Annotated in this window: 19 protein-coding genes; 1 reads left to right on the top strand and 18 read right to left on the bottom strand. The window is 71.6% G+C overall.

Features of this window, described 5'->3' with window-relative positions:
- Window positions 1-23 precede the first annotated feature (23 nt).
- The 12 genes from OG871_RS24985 to proS form a co-directional block, all read right to left on the bottom strand.
- Window positions 24-491, bottom strand: a complete 468-nt coding sequence (locus tag OG871_RS24985) for an NUDIX hydrolase (RefSeq protein WP_371503414.1) — start codon at window positions 489-491, stop codon at window positions 24-26.
- A 178-nt stretch (window positions 492-669) separates the two neighbouring features.
- On the bottom strand, window positions 670-1,422 hold the full coding sequence (gene lepB / locus OG871_RS24980; protein ID WP_371503413.1) for a signal peptidase I: 753 nt from the start codon (window positions 1,420-1,422) through the stop codon (window positions 670-672).
- 261 nt (window positions 1,423-1,683) lie between these two features.
- Window positions 1,684-2,682, bottom strand: a complete 999-nt coding sequence (lepB, locus tag OG871_RS24975; RefSeq protein WP_371499448.1) for a signal peptidase I — start codon at window positions 2,680-2,682, stop codon at window positions 1,684-1,686.
- Window positions 2,683-2,984: 302 nt separating this feature from the next.
- The gene (lepB, locus tag OG871_RS24970; RefSeq protein WP_371499446.1) at window positions 2,985-3,854 is read right to left on the bottom strand and encodes a signal peptidase I; all 870 of its coding nucleotides are present in this window, start codon (window positions 3,852-3,854) and stop codon (window positions 2,985-2,987) included.
- A 67-nt stretch (window positions 3,855-3,921) separates the two neighbouring features.
- Window positions 3,922-4,785: a signal peptidase I gene (gene lepB / locus OG871_RS24965; protein WP_371499444.1), complete on the bottom strand. Its 864-nt coding sequence runs from the start codon at window positions 4,783-4,785 to the stop codon at window positions 3,922-3,924.
- Between the two features lie 88 nt (window positions 4,786-4,873).
- Entirely contained in the window at window positions 4,874-5,224 is a 351-nt protein-coding gene (rplS, locus tag OG871_RS24960) for a 50S ribosomal protein L19 (protein WP_371499442.1), read from the bottom strand.
- 154 nt (window positions 5,225-5,378) lie between these two features.
- Window positions 5,379-6,197 (bottom strand): tRNA (guanosine(37)-N1)-methyltransferase TrmD, encoded by an 819-nt coding sequence (trmD, locus tag OG871_RS24955; protein ID WP_371499440.1) that lies wholly within the window; start codon window positions 6,195-6,197, stop codon window positions 5,379-5,381.
- 5 nt (window positions 6,198-6,202) lie between these two features.
- A complete protein-coding gene (rimM, locus tag OG871_RS24950; RefSeq protein WP_371499438.1) occupies window positions 6,203-6,883 on the bottom strand; it encodes a ribosome maturation factor RimM in 681 nt (226 codons plus the stop codon).
- Window positions 6,884-7,041: 158 nt separating this feature from the next.
- Window positions 7,042-7,281 carry an RNA-binding protein gene (locus OG871_RS24945; protein WP_033824615.1) on the bottom strand — a complete coding sequence of 80 codons (240 nt, stop codon included), beginning with the start codon at window positions 7,279-7,281 and terminating at the stop codon, window positions 7,042-7,044.
- Window positions 7,282-7,283: 2 nt separating this feature from the next.
- Entirely contained in the window at window positions 7,284-7,712 is a 429-nt protein-coding gene (gene rpsP, locus OG871_RS24940) for a 30S ribosomal protein S16 (protein WP_371499436.1), read from the bottom strand.
- A gap of 606 nt (window positions 7,713-8,318) precedes the next feature.
- Window positions 8,319-8,897, bottom strand: coding sequence for a hypothetical protein (locus OG871_RS24935; RefSeq protein WP_371499434.1), 579 nt, complete (start codon window positions 8,895-8,897; stop codon window positions 8,319-8,321).
- 661 nt (window positions 8,898-9,558) lie between these two features.
- Window positions 9,559-10,971: a proline--tRNA ligase gene (gene proS, locus OG871_RS24930; protein WP_371499432.1), complete on the bottom strand. Its 1,413-nt coding sequence runs from the start codon at window positions 10,969-10,971 to the stop codon at window positions 9,559-9,561.
- Window positions 10,972-11,229: 258 nt separating this feature from the next.
- On the opposite strand from proS, the gene OG871_RS24925 reads away from it, so the two are divergent.
- Window positions 11,230-12,084 carry a class I SAM-dependent methyltransferase gene (locus OG871_RS24925; protein ID WP_371499430.1) on the top strand — a complete coding sequence of 285 codons (855 nt, stop codon included), beginning with the start codon at window positions 11,230-11,232 and terminating at the stop codon, window positions 12,082-12,084.
- 97 nt (window positions 12,085-12,181) lie between these two features.
- On the opposite strand, the gene OG871_RS24920 is transcribed toward OG871_RS24925, so the two are convergent.
- The 6 genes from OG871_RS24920 to OG871_RS24895 form a co-directional block, all read right to left on the bottom strand.
- A complete protein-coding gene (locus tag OG871_RS24920) occupies window positions 12,182-12,715 on the bottom strand; it encodes a GNAT family N-acetyltransferase (RefSeq protein ID WP_371499428.1) in 534 nt (177 codons plus the stop codon).
- A gap of 166 nt (window positions 12,716-12,881) precedes the next feature.
- On the bottom strand, window positions 12,882-14,450 hold the full coding sequence (gene ffh / locus OG871_RS24915; protein ID WP_371499426.1) for a signal recognition particle protein: 1,569 nt from the start codon (window positions 14,448-14,450) through the stop codon (window positions 12,882-12,884).
- Between the two features lie 210 nt (window positions 14,451-14,660).
- A complete protein-coding gene (locus OG871_RS24910; protein WP_371499424.1) occupies window positions 14,661-17,102 on the bottom strand; it encodes a [protein-PII] uridylyltransferase in 2,442 nt (813 codons plus the stop codon).
- 140 nt (window positions 17,103-17,242) lie between these two features.
- Complete coding sequence (locus OG871_RS24905; RefSeq protein WP_363641476.1) at window positions 17,243-17,581, bottom strand: P-II family nitrogen regulator; 339 nt, start codon at window positions 17,579-17,581, stop codon at window positions 17,243-17,245.
- Window positions 17,581-18,906 carry an ammonium transporter gene (locus tag OG871_RS24900; protein WP_371499422.1) on the bottom strand — a complete coding sequence of 442 codons (1,326 nt, stop codon included), beginning with the start codon at window positions 18,904-18,906 and terminating at the stop codon, window positions 17,581-17,583. The genes OG871_RS24905 and OG871_RS24900 overlap by 1 nt, the downstream gene beginning before the upstream one ends.
- Window positions 18,907-19,296: 390 nt before the next feature.
- Window positions 19,297-20,754 carry a hypothetical protein gene (locus tag OG871_RS24895; RefSeq protein WP_371499420.1) on the bottom strand — a complete coding sequence of 486 codons (1,458 nt, stop codon included), beginning with the start codon at window positions 20,752-20,754 and terminating at the stop codon, window positions 19,297-19,299.
- Window positions 20,755-21,013 lie beyond the last annotated feature (259 nt).

The following is a 21,013-nucleotide window of genomic DNA, read 5'->3' as shown; positions in this document are numbered from 1 at the left end:
ATTGTGGACCACCACACCTGTCCTCAGAGCCGAACCGGCGGGTCCGGTGGATCGCCGGTGGAGACGCGCTCCAGCAGCCCCGCCAGTTCCGCCGGATAGACCGTCTCCCGGGTCGCCCGCAACTCCGCGAGTGTCCACCACCGCGCGCCGAGCAACTGGGCATGTTCCTGCTCGCCGCTCACGGCGAGACCCACCTCGGTCGTGCTGCTCCAGGCCAGGTGGAACCACTGCTCCTGCTCGAAATCCTGCCCTTGATAGGAGAAACCAGTCGTGCCATACGCCACCAGAGGCCCCAGCTCCACGTCGACGGGCCCGAGTTCCTCGGCGAGTTCCCGAAGCGCGGCCGTCCTGAGGTCCTCGCCGCGCTCGATGCCACCGCCCGGCGTGATCCACCAGGTCACCCCGGGTACCGCAGGGTCCGACCCGTGGAGCAGCAGCACCCGCCCTCGGGGGTCCAGGAGCAGGACGCGGACCGCCTTGCGCCGTACCACCGCCACCTGGATCACCTCCGTGCTGCGGGTCCGCCTGCGGCCGCCACGGGCTGTGCCGAAGATCCCCTCGTGGGCGGGATCATGGGCGGGATCATGGGCGGAGCGGGTCCCGCGGGTTCTGTGTGCCGTGTGGGCCGCGCCGTGGTCCGTCACGGCGGGCGGACTGCCGCAGGGTGGGTCAACGTCTGAGGCGTCTCCTGGTCCACCGGGCCACGGAGACCGCCCACCCGACCGCCGAGGCCAGCACGACCACTGCGGCGCCTCCCACCATCGCGTAGACGGCCGGCCGCAACGGGCCGGGGCTGTGGGCGTTCGGCCCACCGAGGTTGTCGAAGGCGGAGGTCCGCTCGTGAGTCCGGATCCTGGAGGTCGGCACGACGGTCGCCTCCACCCGGCCCTCCACGCCGGAGGCGGCGATCGTGCCCGACGCGATCTCCAGGTGGCTGCGCGAATCCAGCGAGTTGGACCGGAAGTCACCCAGCAGGAACAGCCGCCCTTCGGGCACCGTCACGCTGAACCCGGTACCGGGGCCGATGCCGCGCTCCAGGTAGGGCTCGTCGATCGCGACACCGTTGACGCTGAGCCGCTGTTGATCGTCACAGCAGGCCACGGTGTCCCCGGCGACCCCGATCACGCGCTTGGCCATCTCAGCGTTGCCCCAGAGCGGCTCTCGGAAGATCACGATGTCGCCCCGTCCGACCGAGGCACCATCGACCCGCCGGGCCAGCACGGTGTCGCCGCCCTCGATGGTCGGAGACATCGAGGTGGTCGGGATGCGGTACGGCCGGTAGTACCCGGCGATCAGGCCGAAGCCCGCCACCAGGACCACGAAACCGAGTGCGATGACCGCGCCCTGGAGCAGTACCGCCTTGCTCCGGCGCGGCCGGGACGCTGCCGGCACGGACGCCGTCCGCTCCGCCACACTGCTCATCGTCACCAACCCGTTCTGTTCGGCCCACCCGGTGGCTCCGGCCCGGACGGGCCCGGACCGTACTGGCGGGTCGGTTCGCGTCCGAGGCCGGACCCCGTCCGCTGCATCGGCACCGGCGAGCGGGGATCCCCGACGGGTCCGGAAAGACTCGCGGGCCGCGGCACGTGCGAGCAGATTACTCACGAGTACCGCGGCCCGCGCAAGAGTCGGCCACAGATCAATGTGCCCGGGACGGTATTCACCGCCCGGCCACCGGCGAGGTCACCGGCGGCGGCGAAGCCACCAGACAGCGGGGAGGACGGCCGCCGCTCCGGCCAGTGGGGGAGCCATCGGTCCGGCCGACGAGAGCCCCTTCTGGTCGAAGGTCTCCGGCACCGGGAGAGTCGCCCAGTCACCGATCGGCCATGCCACGACGAACGCCCGGCCGACCACGTTGTCCACCGGCACCGTGCCGCCGCCCGGCTGGTCCTGGTGGTAGCGCGAGTCGAGCGAGTTGCCGCGGTGGTCCCCCATCACCCAGATCCGCCCCTCCGGCACCTTGATCGGCCCGAAGGGCTTCTCACCGCACGGAGTGTTCCCGGGATAGATGTACGGCTCGTCCAGGGCAATGCCGTTCACCTTGACCGGCCCGTTGCCCTCGCACTCGACTGTGTCGCCGCCGACACCGATGACCCGCTTGATCAGGTCCTTCTCGTTGCTGGACGGCATCAGCCCGATAAAGCTGAACACGTCCTGCACACCACGGACGAAGGCGCTGTCGCTTCGCTGGCCCGGCTCGTCGTTCAGCCAGCCGCCCGGGTCCTGGAAGACCACCACCTCACCGCGCTCGGGCTCGGCACCGAACCACGGCGTCAGCTTGTCGACCAGGACGCGGTCTCCGACCTGGAGGGTGTTCTCCATGGAGCCCGAGGGGATCGAGAAGGCCTGCACGAAGAAGGTCTTGATCACCAGCGCCAGGATCAGCGCGATGCCGATCAGGATCGGCAGTTCCTTCCAGAACGACCGCGGCTTCTGGGCCCTCGCCGGCGACTCCTCGGCGTCGTCCGACTCGGCCGTGTCCTTCTCGCCCGGCCCGCCCGGAGTTCCGGGCCCGAACTCGTCCGACGGGCCCTGCCCGTCGAACGGCTCACCCTGCCGGGCAGCCATCTCGGCGCCATTGGGCTCCGAGGACGGCTCGGCCTCGGCCGACCGGACCCCTCGGCCCCCTGCGCCCTCAGGCTCCGGGGCGCCCGAACGGGCACCGATCACCAGATCCCCCACGACATCTCCTCCCTGCTGTGCGGACGCCTGCGCGCCCGCGCTCACCAGTGCCGCACAGCGGGCACCACGTTGCGTGATCGACCGTCAACCCGCCTCAGAACCGCCCGACAAGGGTCGTCCTGACACCAGCGCAGCCTTGGAGACGACCGAGCAGCACACCGGACGATGCGGCATCGAACGATACGGCACTGAACGGCCGGCACCCGGCACTCCAGCACTTCTCTATCACTCCCGATCGACACACCGGTGCTCCCACACGGCGGTCGGGCCGACCGGCAGGTCGAGTGATCATCCGCTCCGGTCTATCGCCGACGGCGGACCAGGATCGGGAGAACTCCCAACACACCCATAACGAGCGGAGGTTCCGCAGGATCCGGCCGACCGAGGGCCAACTGCGATCCCGGCACACCGACAAGGGTCTGCGATTCCGCCCGCCCGGAGGCGGCCGCCCGGGCCGGAACGGAGGAGAGTGACGACGGTGCACCGAGTTGACCGGTGCGGGAGACCGGCCAGGCGATCAGGAAGGCCCGACCGACCACGTTGCTCATCGGGATGGTGCCGTTGCCCGGATTCGCCATGTGGAAACGGGAGTCCGCCGAGACGTCGCGGTGGTCGCCCATCACCCACAGCCGCCCGGCCGGCACCGTGACCTTGAACGACGTCCGGGAAGGGGCATTCCCGGGGGCGACGTAGGACTCGTCCACGGCGACCCCGTTGACGCTCAGGCGCCCCTGCTTGTCGCAGCACTCGACGGTGTCACCCGGCACCCCGATGACCCGCTTGATCAGGTCTCCCTCGTCGTTGGAGGGAATCAACCCGGCGGTCGAGAGGACCGACTTCACCCGCCGCATGACCGGACCGTCCGAGGAGCGCTCATGATCGGACTCGAGCCAACCGCCGGGGTCCTTGAACACCACGACATCGCCACGCCCCGGCTCACTGCCGAACCAGGGCGTCAGCCGGTCGACCAGCACACGGTCGCCCACCTGGATGGTCGGCTCCATCGAACCGGAGGGGATCACGAAGACCTGCACCAGGAACGTCTTGAGCACCACCGCGATGATCAGCGCGACCACAGCTATCAGGGGCAGCTCCCGCAGGAGCGAGCGCCTGCGGCGGCGGGCGGCACGACGCGCGGTACGGCGGCGCTCGGCGCGACCGCGGACGGGCATGGTGGACGGTGTCCTCGGTGCGGAGTTCCCGCTGGCGACCGGTACCGGCCGCTCGGCCAGTCGGCCCCTAGCCCTGCTGCCCATGTCCGGTGGCCCCCTCTATCGCCGAGAATCCCGACGGCCGGTCGAGCGACGTCCACCGGCCGACCGGGAAGACCACCCAGTCCGCACGGCCGATCACCTTCTGCTCCGGGACGGTGCCACCGCCGGGCTCACCCAGGTGGTCCCGGGAGTCCCTGGACGCGCTCCGATGGTCACCCATCACCCAGAGCTTGCCCGCAGGGACCACGATGTCGAAAGCCACCCGCGAGGGCGCGTCGCCCGGTGCCAGATACACCGACTCGTCGATCGGCACTCCGTTGACCCTGACCCGGCCGTCCGCACCGGAGCAGGTCACCCGGTCGCCCCCGACACCGATAACCCGCTTCACGAACACCGAGTTCCCGGTCGGCAGCAGCCCGAGGTCGGCGAGCAGGCCGCGCGGACCGGAGAGCTCGTCGGCGTAGGGAAGGAAGGAGCCCGTCCCGTCGAACACGATCACGTCGCCGCGCTGCACATGCCCGCCGAACGCGTAGGCGAGGCGGTTCACCACCAACCGGTCACCCGGCTTGAGGGTGTTCTCCATCGACTCGGACGGCACCGCGAACGGCCGGGCAACGAAGGCGTTGACCAGCACGAGGAGCACGGCACACGTGCCCGCCACCGCCATCAGGTCACGCACCCACCGGCCGGGCCGGGCGGTGGCAGGCTCGCCAACCGCACTCCCGTCCACCGCCGCAGGCTCGGCGGCGCTGACCGCCTCCGTACCGCCGACGGCACCGTCGCCGGCGCCGTCACCGGCGTCGGAAACGACCACGGACCGCGCCGGCGAGTCCGCACCGAGTGGCGCGGGACTGCTGACGCGGTCCGTGGGTGGTTCTTGCGTGCTCATCGCGCTGAGCTTATCTCCAAGGCGACAGCCTTGAAGAGGGCCCGGCGTGACCTGAGCGGAAGCGGCCCCGGAAGCCGGAGCCGTCCGATCAGTTGTCGCGCTTCTCCTTGATCTTCGCGGCCTTGCCGCGCAGGTCACGGAGGTAGTACAGCTTGGCGCGGCGGACGGCACCGCGGGTCACGACCTCGATCTTCTCGACGACCGGGGTGTGCACCGGGAAGGTGCGCTCCACGCCGACGTTGAAGCTGACCTTGCGGACGGTGAAGGTCTCACCGACGCCGGCGCCGTGACGACGGATAACGACGCCCTGGAAGACCTGGACACGGGAGCGGTTGCCCTCGATGACCCGGACGTGAACCTTCAGGGTGTCACCGGCGCGGAAGGCCGGGATGTCGGTACGCAGCGAAGCGGCGTCGACACCAGCGAGCTTGTTGCTCATTTTGGTCTCCATCGCAGGCGCCACGGGCCGCCCACGGAAAATCGTCACAATGGGGATTGCTGCGGGCCGCATCGGCTGGCGGTGATCCCCCCGCGGCGGGGGCACCGGTCCACGTGACGCCCTCTAGGGGCACCCAGCGACAGACAACAGTCGCCTATTCTTCCACAGCATCGGCCATCGGCCGAAATCGGCCCAGCTCGCCGTCCCACACCAGGCCGAGGACGCTGAGCGCCTCTCGCTCCTTCTTGTCGAAGGCGCCGAGCTGCCAACGCGCCACCAGGTCGGGGCGGTGCGCCAGAGTGCGGGCGAAGGCCTGCTCGCGACGCCAGCGGGCGATCTTCCCGTGGTGACCGCTCAGCAGCACCTCGGGAACCTCGCGGCCGCGCCACTCCGCGGGCTTGGTGTAGACGGGGCCTTCCAACAGGTCGGCCATCGCGCCGGGCGCGAAGGAGTCGTCCCGGTGCGACTCGGCGTTGCCCAGCACGCCCGGCAGCAGTCGGGCGATCGCCTCGACCATCACCAGCACCGCGACCTCGCCGCCCGCCAGCACGTAGTCGCCGATGGAGGCCTCGACGACCGGCATGCGGGTCGCGGCCTCCTCGATCACGCGGCGGTCGATGCCCTCGTACCGCGCGGGAGCGAAGGCCAGCCACGGCTGGTCGGCGAGCTCCTGCGCAAGCTCCTGGGTGAACGGCCGCCCACTGGGAGTCGGCACGACCAGGGTCGGCACCTCTCCCTCGGGTCCTTCGGCGAGCACGGCGTCCAGCGCGGCGCCCCAGGGCTCCGGCTTCATCACCATGCCCGGCCCGCCGCCGTACGGGGTGTCGTCGACCGTGCGGTGCACGTCCGTGGTCCAGGAGCGCAGGTCGTGCAGGTGCACGTCGAGCTGCCCGCGGGCCCGGGCCTTGCCGACCAGCGAGACGTTCAGCGGCTCCAGATACTCGGGGAAGATCGTGACGACGTCGATCCGCATCCGGCTCACGCGACGCCCCCGGCGCCGGAGCCGCCGTCGGCGCCACTGCCAGTGCCAGTGCCACGGCCGACGTCGGCACCGCTCCCCGCAGTGCCATCGCTCTCGGACGCGGACTCCACCTCGACCTCGACCTCGACCTCAGCCTCGACCTCGACCTCGGGCTCGGCATCGACCTCGATCGGGTCGATCAGGCCGGGCGGCGGGTCGATGACAGCCCGCTGGTTCTCCAGGTCAATGGTCGGCACGATCCGGGTGACGAACGGCACCAGCACCTCGGTCCCGTCCGTCTTCGTGACGGTCAGCAGGTCCTGGTAGGGCAGGTGGATGACCTCGGTGAGCTCGCCGACCAGGGTTCCGTCGACGAGGACCACGTCCAGGCCGATGAGCTGATGGTCGTAGTACTCCTCCGGGTCCTCCGGGCTCTCGTCCGGATCCACCTCGGCGATCAGCATGGTGCCGCGCAGCGCCTCGGCGCCGTTGCGGTCCTTGACACCGGCGAAGCGCAGCAGCAGTCGGCCGCTGTGCACCTTGCCGGACTCGATGGTCAGCGGGCCGGCCGAGGCCGGGTCGGTGAGCAGGACCGCGCCCGGGCCGAGCCGGAGTTCCGGCTCGTCGGTACGGACCTCGACGCTGACGTCCCCCTTGATGCCGTGGGCGCGGCCGATCTTGCCGACGACGAGCTGCACGGTGATCGCTCTCCTGGTGTCGTGCGCTGCTGAGCTGAGCAGAGGTGGGCGGAAGGTATGGAACCGGGGGCGGCGGGCGGGCCGGCCCCGAACAACGAGGAAGGGCCGGCCGGGACGACTAAGCGTCCCGGCCGGCCCAGAAACCTGACGGTCGAGTGTCAGCGAATGCTGTCCACGTCGACCAGGTCGACCCGGACGTTGCGACCGCCGAGAGCGCCGACCACGGTGCGCAGAGCGCGCGCCGTACGGCCGCCACGACCGATCACCTTGCCGAGATCATCGGGGTGAACACGTACCTCGATGGTGTGGCCCCGGCGGAGCTGGCGCGAACGCACCTGCACCTCGTCGGGGTGCTCGACGATGCCCTTCACCAGGTGGTCGAGGGCTTCCTCGATCACGCTCAGGCCTCGGTGGAAGCGGCCTCGGCCTCGTCAGCCTTGTCCGACTTCTTGGCCTTCGGGGTGATGGCGACACCGGTGGTGGCGTCCTCGAAGCCGGCGACGGCCTTCGCGAACAGGTGCGAGAAGTCCTCGACCTTCGGCGCGGCGACCTTCAGCGGCTCCGGAGCCGGCAGGCCCTTGAACTTCTGCCAGTCGCCGGTCAGCTTCAGGATGGCGAGAACCGGCTCGGTCGGCTGGGCGCCGACGGACAGCCAGTACTGGGCGCGGTCGGTGTCGACCTCGATCTTCGAGGGGTCGTAGGTCGGCTGGTAGATGCCGATCTCCTCGATCGCGCGGCCGTCACGCTTGGTGCGCGAGTCGGCGACGACGATGCGGTAGTGCGGGGCGCGAATCTTGCCGAGACGCTTGAGCTTGATCTTGACTGCCACGGGAGTGGATTCTCCTGGTGTTGACGTGGGTGAGCGGCCGGATGGCACCGCGTGGGGTTGCGGGCCCGGTCGTTCAAGGGACACGCCAGCCGTAGGAGAGAGGGGTCCTGCTCGGCTGCCGAGTACTCAGCTGTCCATTCTGCCATACCGGGGCAGGTCGGCCCGACCGAGGGTCCCCGCCCCCGGTAGAGCCGAACAGCCACTCGGCGGCAGATGGCAGCGGCCGTCGACAGTCGGCGCAGTGCGCCGCCGGTCGGCCCGACCAGCCTCCGTCGCCCTCCAGTCACACCGTGTACCACCGCTGCGACAGCCGTCGCGCTTCCGCCCCTGCTTCGGCGTCCGTCACACCTGCTCTGCCCCTGCGGGTCCTGCGACCTACTACCACTGCGGCTATTCCTACTACCGCGGCCTTGCGTACCACTGTCCTGCCTACTACTGCCTTACCTACTACTGCCTTGCTGCTGCGCTCCGCGGCCCCTGTCGGCCCGACGCACTCGCCGTCCGACGGATGGCGGATGCGTGCCCACCGCACGGGTCGGCCACAGGTGCGGGGCGCGTCGACGATCCACAGCGCCGGAGTCACGGAGGCCCAGGCGCCGGCGCCGACTACGCGATCTTGAAGGGCTGCTGGCAGGCGCCGCACACGATCGAGGCCTGCGCGAGCACCGACGGAACCACCCGCACGTTCCGGCCGCACCCGCAGACCGCCTTGACCCGCACTCCGCCACCGGACGAACCGTGCCGCGCCGCCGGGCCGCGGAACGCCCGGTGCCCGCCCTCGCCGGCCACGGCCAGCTGGTGGGCGCCCAGCGCGCGGTCGAGCCGCTCGATGGTGCCGGAGTACCGGTCTCTGGTGTCGTTGAGCATGGTCACCTGCGAGAAGCCGCTGCTCGCGTGCGGCTCCACCGGATGGGCCAGCCCGAGCTCGGAGGCGAGCATCAGGAAGCGCCGGTTGTGATACCGGCCGGCCCTGGAGGTGTCACGGATCTCGCGGGCGGCTGCCAGCCCGTGGGCGGCCTCGTGCAGCAGGCGCTCGAAGTCGAGCCGCGTGCCACAGGCCGAGGAGGACTCGCCGATCAGTGCCTCGGGCGAGGCCAGGTCGGGGAGATCCTGATGGTGGGCCTGGATGTCACTCCAGGCGGCGGCCAGTTCGGCCGCCAGGACGAGAGGCTGTGTCGTGCTCACGCTGTACCAACGATGGGAAGAGAGCCGGCGTTCCACGAGTTCCCGTTCGCGGGGAATTCCCAGCGAACTCTCAGGAATACACAGCTGTGCGCGAATTGCGCTGCTCGGATCTGACGCAAGACCAACCCCCTGCAACTCTGGGCCCGCCGGATTCGGCGAGCTCTCGGCTATCGCCCAAGGGCGCCGCCGCCCATAGGGCGGACGGCCCGCGGCCTGGTCAAAATTGACAGGGCCACGGGCCGTATACCGTACCGCTAGTTCAGCGAGACCGGCAGTTGACTGGTGAGTAGTCTCAGCAGAGAACACAGACCCGAGGACGAACGGCATTCGAACGGACGTCAGCGCCCACGGATACCGGAATGTTCAGCGACGGTTCACCGGCTGAGGCTACTACTCGGGTGATCATCACCACCGTCACCGGGAGCTGAGCTCTGCCCGGCCACCCCGCCGACCCTGCCCTCCGCCGAACCGGTCCTCCGCCGAACCGGCCAGTCACTGAACCGGCCCTCCGCCGAGCCGGCCCGCCACGGAACACACCGGTCCCTCCCCCGTCGAGCCCGTCCGCCCCACCGTCGGAGTGACGGTGGGGCGGACAGGGCTGCGGGACGACGAGGCTGCGAGCGCCGGGCCACGGCCTTCGGCCGACTGCGGATCCGCTACGTCAGTAAGCGCGCGCCACGATCGCGATGTTGCCGTCCTGGTCGTCGGTGGCCGGCACCGAGCCGTCGGCGGCGACGATGCAGCGCACCGAGACACCCTGCTCGGCCAGCTTGGCCTCGCCCTCCGGGCCGAGCTCGGCCCAGGAGATCCGGCCCCAGCCGGTGGCGGCGGCCTCGACGGCCTCGTCCAGGTTCTTCACGTCGACGGTGCGGGACTCGCGGCGCTCACGCGACTGACGGAGCAGCAGCGCCTGGTCCTCCTCGAGGATCCCGGGCAGCAGTGCGGCCAGGGCGTCGACGGCCACCGGCTCCTTGCCGCCGGGGATACGGCGGGCCAGCATCGCGGTGCCGTTCTCCAGGTCGCGCGGGCCGACCTCGATGCGGACCGGAACGCCCTTGAGCTCCCAGTCGACGGCACGGCGGCCGAACGGGGTGTCGGTGCGGTCGTCGACCACGACCCGGACCCCGGCGGCCTCCAGCTGGGCGCCGATCTCGCGGACCTTCGCCAGCACCGCGTCGTCGCCCTTGATGGCGAGCACGACGACCTGGACGGCGGCCAGCCGCGGCGGGACGCGCAGGCCGTTGTCGTCGCCGTGCGACATGATCAGGCCGCCGACCATGCGGGTGGAGACGCCCCAGGAGGTCTGCCAGACGTGGTCACGCTGGTCGCCGCCGGAGAGGAAGGTGGTGTTGAAGGCCTTGGCGAAGTTCTGGCCCAGCTCGTGGCTGGTGCCCATCTGCAGGGCCTTGCCGTCGCCCATCATGGCCTCGAGGGTGAGGGTGTTGATGGCGCCGGCGAACCGCTCCTTGGCGGTCTTGCGGCCGAGCACCACGTCGATGCCCAGCACGTTGGTCATGAAGTCGCCGTAGACCGTGGTGTGGATCCGCGAGGCGTAGTCGCGCGCGTCCTCGTACGTGGCGTGGGCGGTGTGGCCCTCCTGCCAGAGGAACTCGGTGGTGCGCAGGAAGACGCGCGGGCGCAGCTCCCAGCGGACCACGTTGGCCCACTGGTTGATCAGCAGGGGCAGGTCGCGGTGGCTCTGGATCCACTTGGAGAAGTACTCGTTGATGATCGTCTCGGAGGTCGGCCGGACGACGACCGGCTCCTCCAGCTGCTTGCCGCCACCGTGGGTGACCACGGCGAGCTCGGGGGCGAAGCCCTCGACGTGCTCGGCCTCCCGGGTCAGGTAGGACTGCGGGATGAACATCGGGAAGTAGGCGTTCTGCGCGCCCGCCTTCTTGATGCGCGCGTCCATCTCCTGCTGCATCCGCTCCCACAGGCTGTAGCCGTACGGTCGGATGACCATGGTGCCGCGCACCGGACCGTTGTCGGCCAGCTCAGCCTTGTTGATGAGGTCCTGGTACCAGCGGGGGAAGTCGTCCGCCTGGGGGGTGAGAACGGGTGCCTTAGCCATGGGGCAGATGGTACGGGGACTCGGCCGTCGACTGTGAATCGGTTTACCTGCCGAACGGGCGGCCCGCGTACCCGCCCCGCACCGGCGCATCCCACCGGCGCACCACCGCGGCGCGCGGATACCTGCTCGCACCCCTCTGGACGCCGGGCCCCGACCGCTGTTCGCTGGATGCGGGGCGGGGTCCATCGGGGGGAGCCGTAGACATCTCAACAGACACCGATGCAGACATCGGAATCCAGAACCGGATGGGAGGCCGCGATGGCTTCAGCGCAAGTGGCCGGCACAACCGCACAGCGCCCCGACGCAGACGGCATGGCGGGGTCGCACGGCCGGGCGCGGGACTGGGCGGAGATCCAGGAGCGCATGCTCGTGCCGCTCTACCAGGCGGTCTTCGAGCGGCTGGAGGTCGGCCCGGCCACCAGTGTGCTCAGCCTCGGGTGCCGCTCCGGGCTGGCCCTGCTGCTCGCCGCGGCCCGCGGCGCCCAGGTCTCCGGACAGGAGCCGGAGGCGGAGCTGCGGGAGCTCGCGGAGGGCCGCGGACTGCGGGTGCTGGCGGAGTCCGCGGGCGGCGTACGAGGGCCGCAGCAGGCCGCGCAGCGAGTCACCCGGACGGCGTACGGCATCCCCCGGGCGGCCCATTCGCTGGTCACTGTTTTCGAGCAGCTTCCCTACGTCCGGGATCCGGCCGGGCTGGTCGCCGAGGCGGCGGGGCTGACCCTGCTGGGCGGGCATCTGGTGCTCGCCTCCTGGGGCCCGCCGGAGCGGTGCGAGAGCGCGGGCGCCCTGGATGTCGCGCGCCGCCTCTCGGTCCGTACGCCCGCCTGCACGCCGTTCGCCCTCAGCGGCCCCGGCGCGTTGGAGGACCTGTTGAGCGGTGCGGGGCTGCGGCCGGCCGGCAGCGGGCGGGTGAACTGCCCGTTCGCCTATCCGGACCTGGAGAGCGCGGTGCGCGGGATGTTGTCCACGGGACTGTTCGAGACCGCGATCGAGGACTCGGGGCAGACCCTGGTCGGCAAGGAGCTGGAGGAGGCACTGCATCCGTACGTCCAGCCGGACGGGTCGGTGCGGATGGCCAACATGTTCCGCTACGTGGTGGCGGAGCAGCCCCGCTGAGCAGCGCCGCCGGCGTCGCGGTGGGTGCGGCTCGGCCCGCCGGGGTGCCTCCCCGGCCGGGCGGGGTGGCCGCACCCACCGCTACCCCTGGCCACCGCTACCCCTGGCGCCCCGCCGGCCGGGGCCACTCCTCCGCCGTCAGGGCGAACCGTTCGTGGTCCCGCCAGGCCCCGGCCAGGAAGAGCATCCGCGGGGTGAATCCCTCGTGCCGGAAGCCGAGCCGCCGGGCCAGCGCGATCGAACGCTCGTTGTCCGGCTGGACGTTGATCTCCAGCCGGTGCAGTCCCAGGCCGCTGCGCTCCATCGGGGCGAAGCAGCGGTCGACCACCAGCCGCATGCCCTCGGTCATCAGCCCGGTGCCCGCGAACGGGAGGTACGAGTCGTAGCCGAGGGCGCCGTTGCAGAAGCGGCCCATCACGATGTTGGCGACATTGCACTTTCCGACCAGCCCGCCGGTCGCGAGGTCCTCGATCAGGAAGGTCCGCAGCCCCGGCCCCTGCCGCTCCAGCAGCTCCGGAAGCCCGTCCGGCTCGACCGGGTTCCACCGCCCGATGTGGTCGGCGGACCGGCGGACCGCCTCGGCGTACGGTTCAGCGTCTGCGGGCCTCGGCGCCCGGATCCTCACTCGCATCGGACCATCATCGACCATTTTCGCGCACCCGTACGGTGGACCCGGCCCTCCGTGCACCACCCCGGAGCCCGATCCCGATCCCGATCCCGATCCCGATCCCGCCCCCGAGCGGGGTACGCCGACGGCCCGTCACCCCACAGGGGCGGCGGGCCGTCGGGACGGACCGTCAGATCAGGTCCTTGAACTCCTTGGGCAGCTCGAAGTCGGCCGGGCCCTTGCCCGCGCCGAGGCCGAACGCGCCGCCCGGGGCCGGGGCCTGCGGGGCGCCGCCGGGGCCGAGCGCCCGGCGCTCGGCGGCCGCCGCCTCCTCCTGCGCCCGCTTCAGCGGGTTGCCGGACTTCTTGCGGCCCTTGGCGGGCTGGGCCTTCTTCGCGGACTTCTTGCCGCCGCCGCCCATCCCGGGGATGCCCGGCATGCCGGGGATGCCCTTGCCGGAGGCCATCGCGGACATCATCTTGCGGGCCTCGAAGAACCGCTCGACCAGGTTGTTGACCTCGCCGACACCGACGCCCGAGCCCTTGGCGATACGGGCCCTCCGCGAGCCGTTGATGAGCTTCGGGTCGGTCCGCTCGGCCGGGGTCATCGACTTGATGATGGCGCCGACGCGGTCGACGTCCTTGTCGTCGATGTTGTTGATCTGCTCCCGGATCTGGCCCATGCCGGGCAGCATGCCGAGCAGCTTGGAGATCGAGCCCATCTTCCGGACCTGCTCCAGCTGCGACAGGAAGTCGTCGAGCGTGAAGTCCTTGCCGCCGCCCTGCAGCTTGGCGGCCATCTTCTCGGCCTCGGCCTGGGAGAAGGTCTGCTCGGCCTTCTCGATCAGGCTGAGCATGTCGCCCATGCCGAGGATGCGCGAGGCCATCCGGTCCGGGTGGAAGGCGTCGAAGTCGTCGACCTTCTCGCCGTTGGAGGCGAACATGATCTGGCGGCCGGTCACGTGGGCCACCGAGAGCGCGGCGCCACCGCGGGCGTCGCCGTCCAGCTTGGACAGCACCACGCCGGTGAAGTCCACGCCTTCGAGGAAGGCCTGCGCGGTGGTGACCGCGTCCTGGCCGACCATGGCGTCGACGACGAAGAGGACCTCGTCCGGGGTGACGGCGGCGCGGATGTCGGCGGCCTGCTGCATCAGCTCGGCGTCGATGCCGAGGCGGCCGGCGGTGTCGACGATGACCACGTCGTACTGCTTCTGCTTCGCGTACTCGATCGAGTCGCGGGCGACCTGCACCGGGTCGCCGACGCCGTTGCCCGGCTGCGGGCCGTAGAAGGCCACGCCGGCGCGCTCGGCCACCACGCCGAGCTGGGTGACGGCGTTGGGGCGCTGGAGGTCACAGGCGACCAGCAGCGGGGTGTGCTTCTGGGACTTCAGCCAGTGGCCGAGCTTTCCGGCCAGGGTGGTCTTACCGGCACCCTGCAGACCGGCCAGCATGATCACGGTCGGGCCGGTCTTGGCGTACCGCAGGCGGCGGGTCTCGCCACCGAGGATGCTGATCAGCTCCTCGTTGACGATCTTGATGATCTGCTGCGCCGGGTTCAGCGCGCCGGAGACCTCGGAGCCGAGCGCGCGGTCCTTGATCTGCTTGATGAAGGCCCGCACCACGGGGAGCGCGACGTCCGCCTCCAGGAGGGCGATCCGGATCTCGCGCGTGGTGGCGTCGATGTCCGCCTCGCTGAGGCGGCCCTTGCCCCGGAGGTTCTTGAACGTCGCTGCGAGGCGGTCGGAGAGAGTGTCGAACACGTCGGTCGCGGGTCCCTTGCGGCATCGGTACGGGTACTGTCGTCGCCCCCAGGGTATCCGCCCGGCCCAGCTGCGGTCTCCACCCCGGTGGACGATCGGCCCGCAGGGCGGTTCGGGCAGTGGTCACGGCGGCCCCGGCCGGCCCGGACCGCCCGGGCGTGACGCCCCACGCGTCACACCCGTCACAGCAGGTCAGCTGGGCGGGCGCGGTCAGCCCAGCGCGGACTGGACCGCCCTGGCCACCTCACCGGCCCGCTCGGCCGCCAGCGGCTTCCCGGCCGCGTCCGTCACGTAGAAGGCGTCCACCGCGTCCGCCCCGAGGGTGGAGACGTGTGCGGTACGGACCCGGACACCGGCCGCGTCCAGCGCCCGGCCGATCCGGTGCAGCAGCCCGGGGGCGTCATGCGCCCGCACCTCCAGGATGGTGGCGCTGCGCGAGGTGTCCGGGGCCACCGCGACCACCGGGGGCGGGGTGGCGATCCCCCGCCGGCGCGGCGCCGCGGCGTCCCGCTCGGCCAGCTTGCGCGAGACGTCCAGCGAGCCGTCCAGCGCCCGCCGCAGGTCGGCCCGGAGCCGGGCCGCCTCCGGCAGCTCGCCGTACTCGGCGGCGACCGTCCAGGAGATCAGCAGCACCGGGCCGGCTCCGATCGGGTCCAGCTCGCGCAGGCTGGCCGCGCGGACCGTCAGCCGGTGCAGCGCGAGCACCCCCGCGACGGTGCCCAGCAGGCCCGGCCGGTCCGGGAGGGCCAGGGTCAGCTCGACGCCCATCGGCTCGGTGACCGGCGACTCGTGGTCCGTCTCGGCGTGCAGCGCGAGCGCCGGGGCGCCGGTCCTGGCCGCCTCGACCGCCAGCCGTTCCTCGTCGACGGTCGGCTCGGCGTCCGCCGGGAAGCCCCCGTCGCCGGCCAGCTGCGCGGCGGCGCGGGCCGCCAGCCCGGAGACCAGCGAGGCCCGCCAGCCGCTCCAGGCCGCGGGGCCGGTGGCGGTGGCGTCCGCCTCGGTGAGCGCGTGCAGCAGTTCCAGCTGGGGCAGGGTGCCGACCACCTTGGTGATCAGGTCGACGGTGGCCGGGTCGTCCGGGTCCCGCCGGGTCGCGGTCTCCACCAGGGTCAGGTGGTGGCGCACGAGCAGTGCCAGGGTCTCGGTGTCCGCCCGGTCGAAGCCCATCCGGGCGGCGACGTCGCGGACGATCACCTCGCCGGCCTCCGAGTGGTCCCCCGGCCAGCCCTTGCCGATGTCGTGCAGCAGGGCCGCGACCAGCAGCAGGTCCGGGCGGGCCACCCGGCGGGTCATCGCGGCGGCCCGCACCGCCGTCTCGATCAGGTGCCGGTCCACCGTCCAGCGGTGGACCGCGTTGCGCTGCGGCCTGCACCGGACCCGCTCCCAGTCCGGCAGCAGCCTGCTGATCAGGCCCTCCGCCTCCAGGGCCTCCCAGACCGGCAGGCAGGCCTCTCCCGCGCCGAGCAGGGTGATCAGCTGCTCGCGGGCCTCGTCCGGCCACGGCACCGGCAGCGGTCTGGTCTCGGCGGCCAGCCGCCGGACGGTGGCGTACGAGACGGTCAGCCCGGCCTGCGCGGCCGCGGCGGCGGCGCGCAGCGGCAGCACCGGGTCCTGCGCCGGGCGGGCGCTCTGGGCGAGGACGGCCTCGCCGTCCTGCTCGACCACGCCCTCGGCGAGCGGGCGCCGTTCGACCGCGCCCTTGGCGACCGCGCCGCCGGCCCGGCCGACGCCGCTGAACGGGAAGGCCAGCCGGGAGATCCGGCGGCCGCGCTGGGAACGGGCGGCCAGTATCCGGTCGACCGAGCGCCAGGTGACGTCCCCGGCGTACGCGATGGTGCGCGCGGCCTCGTACACCTGGCGCAGCAGGGTGTCCGCGTCCAGGACGCCGAGCTGCGCGGCCACCTGGTCCTGGTCCTGCAGGCTGAGCCGCTCGGTGGCCCGGCCGGTGACCAGGTGCAGGGCGTCCCGGACGTCGGCGAGTCGGCGGGCGGCGGCCTCCAGCCCGTCGCGCGGCGCGTCGGCGAGCCAGGTGGCGGCGATGGCGTTGAGCGCGACCACGTCGCGCAGGCCGCCGCGGGCCTCCTTGAGGTCCGGTTCGAGCAGGAAGGAGAGCTCGCCGTGCCGCTCGGCCCTGGCCCGTCCGAGTTCGTGCAGCTCGGGCAGCCGCTGGGCGGCGCCGGCCCGCCAGTCGGCCAGGACGGCGGAGCGCAGGCCCGCGGTCAGCTCGGGGTCGCCGGCGATGTGGCGGGCGTCGAGCAGGCCGAGCTGGGCCTTGAGGTCCTCGGCGGCCACGGTCCGGGCCTCGGCCAGGGTGCGGACCGAGTGGTCCAGCGCCGCGCCGGAGTCCCAGACCGGGTACCAGAGCCGCTCGGGCAGCTCGGGGTCGAGTGCGCCGTCGTGCAGCAGCAGGACGTCGAGGTCGCTGCGCGGGGAGAGCTCGCCGCGGCCGTAGCCGCCGACCGCGACCAGGGCCGTCCCGGCCGGCGCGCCGGCCCGGCGGAACAGCCCCGTCAGCCAGCGGTCGGTCAGCCCGGACAGCGCGGTGCGCCGTTCGGCACCGGACAGGTCGGGGTCGGCGAGCAGCCGGGCGCGGTCGGCGCCGTGGTCGCCCGGGCGGGCCGGGTCGGTGGGGTGGGCTTCGGTCGCGGTCACGTCGTGGTCCCCATCCGTGTACGAGCAGGCACCGGGCGGCTCCGGCGGCGTTGCCGGATGCACCCCCGGCGACAGGAGCCGGATACGCCTTCGGCGGACCTGCCTGGAGCAGGTCCGCCAAGGGACGGTTGTGCTGAATGCTAGAGCGCGTCGGGCCCGCGCTCGCCGGTGCGCACCCGGACGGCCGTGTCGACCGGGACGGACCAGACCTTGCCGTCACCGATCTTGCCGGTCCGGGCGGCCTTGACCACCACGTCGATCAGCTGTTCGGCGTCGTCGTCCTCGACCAGGATCTCGATCCGGACCTTGGGCACCAGGTCCACGGTGTACTCGGCACCCCGGTAGACCTCGGTGTGGCCGCGCTGCCGTCCGTAGCCGCTGGCCTCGGTGACGGTCAGGCCGTGCACCCCGAAGGCCTGCAGGGCGTCCTTCACCTCGTCGAGGCGGTGGGGCTTGATGACTGCGGTGATGAGCTTCATCAGGCGTCGACCTCGGTCTTCCTGGCGGTGGCGGTGGTGGCGGGGGCCGCTGCGGTGGCCCGGCCGAGGCTGGCGCCGACGGCGCTGAAGTCGTACGCGGACTCGGCGTGCTCGGCCTGGTCGATGCCGGCCACCTCGACGTCCTCGGAGACCCGCAGGCCGATGGTCCTGTGGATGGCCTGGCCGAGCAGCCAGGAGACCACGAAGGAGTAGACGGCGACCGCGGCGACACCCAGGGCCTGCTTGCCGAGCTGGTCGAAACCGCCGCCGTAGAACAGGCCCTGCGCGGTCTGGCCGACGTGGCCGGTGGCGAAGAAGCCGATCGCCAGCGAGCCGACGATGCCGCCGACCGCGTGCACGCCGACCACGTCGAGCGAGTCGTCGAAGCCGAACCGGTACTTCAGGCTGATCGCGGCGGCGCAGACGGCGCCGGCGATGAGGCCGATGGCGATCGCGCCGAGCAGGGAGACCGAGCCGCAGGCGGGGGTGATGGCGACCAGGCCGGCCACCGCGCCGGAGGCGGCGCCCAGCGTGGTGAACGCGCCGTGCTTGATCTTCTCGTAGGCGAGCCAGCCGAGGACGGCGGCGGCGGTGGCGACCTGGGTGTTCATGAAGGCCATGCCGGCGACGCCGTTGGCGGCCAGGGCGGAGCCGGCGTTGAAGCCGAACCAGCCGAACCAGAGCAGGCCGGAGCCCAGCATCACCAGCGGCAGGCTGTGCGGCCGCATCGGGTCCTTCTTGAAGCCGATCCGCTTGCCGAGCACGAGGCACAGCGCGAGACCCGCCACACCGGCGTTGATGTGCACCGCGGTACCGCCGGCGAAGTCGATCACGCCGTTGCGGTCGCCGAGCCAGCCGCCGTTGCCGCCGTCGAAGAAGAACACCCAGTGGGCGACCGGGAAGTAGACGATCGTGACCCAGAGCGCCACGAACAGGGCCCAGCCGGTGAACTTGGTGCGGTCCGCGACGGCGCCGCTGATCAGCGCCGGGGTGATGATCGCGAACATCAGCTGGAAGGCGGAGAACGCCGTGACCGGGATGGTGCCGGTGATGTCGTTCAGCCCGATGCCGCGCATCCCCAGGAAGTCCAGGTTGCCGATCAGGCCGGCGCCGGCGTCGGGGCCGAAGGCCAGGGTGTAGCCGTAGAGGACCCAGAGCACGCTGACGATCGCAAGCGAGATGAAGCTCATGACCAGCATGTTGAGTGTGCTCTTGACCCTGACCATGCCTCCGTAGAAGAAGGCCAGACCCGGGGTCATCAACATGACCAGGGCCGCACAGATGAACACAAAGGCGGTATCGCCCGCGCTGAAGCCGTCCGGCATCGGCGTCTCCTCTGAAATGAAAGCCGCTCCACACCCGGGATCCCTGTCCCGTGCCACCCGGGGTGTCGGCGATGAAGAGGAGAGTGCCGAAGGCGGGTTTCGGCCGATGCGGCTCGGTGTTTCACCGCAGTGACGTCGTTGACGTACGCGTTACGAGGGCGTGAACTACGGCCGTGCCATGACAGATCTTGCGATACCTTGCGGCCGCACCGCACCGGACGTGCCGGAAACGTCACCGACCGTGGAGGCCTTCTCGCGGCGGGGCGGGGGAGCCCGTACGGATGCGAGTTGCGGTGGCCTCCACGGTCGGAGCCTGCTCCGGCGATGGCCGGAAATCGGTGGGCGCGGGGTCGGACCCCGGAGTCGGGGCCCCGAAGTCCAGCCCCGGACTCAGACTGCGGTGGCGGCGAACTCCGGGATGTCCTGCACCACGCGCTCGGCGAGCCGGGAGACCTCCGGCACGTCCTTGTACTGCCGGGTGGCCGCCTCCGAGGTCTTGCGGACCCGGGTGTTGAGCCGCTCCGAACGCACCTTCTTGGCGATGTCCACGGCCTGCTCGCACATCACGGCGGCCTGCTCCGGCTCGTTCTGCAGCAGGTGGACGCTGGCCATCCCGACCAGGTTGAAGGCGTACGAGCGGACGTGCTCGCCGTCCTGCCGGAAGAGGTCGACCGCGCGCTCCATGACCGGGGAGGCCATCGAGGCGTAGAGCGGGCTGCGGGTGGAGTGGTAGGCCAGGTCGCGGAAGGAGTGCGCGTTCTCCGCGTTCAGCTCGGCCTCGGAGAAGAACTTCAGCCAGTCCGGGGTGCCGTCGCCGGGCCTGCAGTCACTGAAGGTGTCCTCGGCCAGCCGGGCCGCCCGGGCGCAGCGGTTGACCTCGCCGATGGTCGCGTAGGCGCGGGCCTCCATCGCGTAGAGCAGGGCCTGCTGGCGCGGGCCGGCGGTGTCGCGGCTGCCGTACTGGGCGAGGTGGATCAGCTCCAGGGCGTCCTCGCCCCGGTTGAGGTGGATCATCTGGCGGCTCATGTCGGTGAGGATCAGCGCGCCGAACGGCCGGTCCCCCGCCTCCTTGGCGGCGTGCAGCGCGAGCACGTAGTACTTCTGGGCGCTCGGGTGCATACCGACGTCGTACGACATCCAGCCGGCCAGGTGGGCCAGCTCGGCGGTCAGCCGGAACAGCCGCCTGGTGGTCTGCTCCGGGTAGGTCTCCTGCAGCAGGTCGGTGACCTCGTGCAGCTGGCCGACCACAGCCTTGCGGCGCAGGCCGCCGCCGTTCTGGGCGTCCCACTGCCGGAACATCTCGGTGGTCTGCTCCAGCAGCTGGAGCTCGGGCTCGGAGAGCCGGCCGGTGTGCGGTTCGCCGTGGTTGGCGGCGGTCAGGATGGGCATCGGTGCTCCGCCGGGGCCGGGGGTGAGCCAGCGCTGCATCGGCTCGATCAGCGCCGCGCCGGCCGTCAGTGCGAGGGAGGTGCCGAGAAAGCCGCGGCGGTTGAGCATCAGGTCGCTGCGCGAGTACTCGCTGATCAGCTGGACGGTCTGCTCGCCGCTCCACGGCAGGTCGACGCCGCCGCCGACGGTGGAGACCGGGACGGCGGCGCGCAGGCCGAGGTCCTCCACCGACACCACCGAGCCGAACCGCTCGGAGAACAGCTCGGAGAGGATCTTCGGGATCGGCTCGCGCGGCTGTTCGCCGTCGAGCCAGCGACGCACCCGTGAGGTGTCGGTGCTGACGTGGTGCGCACCGATCTGCCGGGCCCGGCGGTTCACCTGACGGGCCAGCTCCCCCTTGGACCAGCCGCTGCGTGTGAACCACGAGGTCAGCTTCTCGTTCGGTTGCTTGTCTCCCATGGGAACGTCCCCATCCCGCCCGGCCCCACCGGGGGCCCCGATCGTGTGCCCGACAGTCGCGGGCGCTTGCTCGACGTGCTTGCGGTGCCTGTGCCGTGCCATGCCTCGTACCGCGCACCGGAATGAGCGGCCCATTGCATTCCGTAGCCTGAACGTAATGCCCCATCGGCCATCCGGGGGAGCATGACTCAGGAAACGCCACCTTTCGCCACCCCTGCGAGTGAACAAACGGCGGACCTCAGGCGGTTCACTGGTAGCC

Origin of the sequence: Kitasatospora sp. NBC_00374, from assembly GCF_041434935.1 — a bacterium.
GTDB lineage: Bacteria > Actinomycetota > Actinomycetes > Streptomycetales > Streptomycetaceae > Kitasatospora.
The sequence above is the reverse complement of the archived record's forward strand: the minus strand, read 5'-3'. Positions and strand labels throughout refer to the sequence as shown.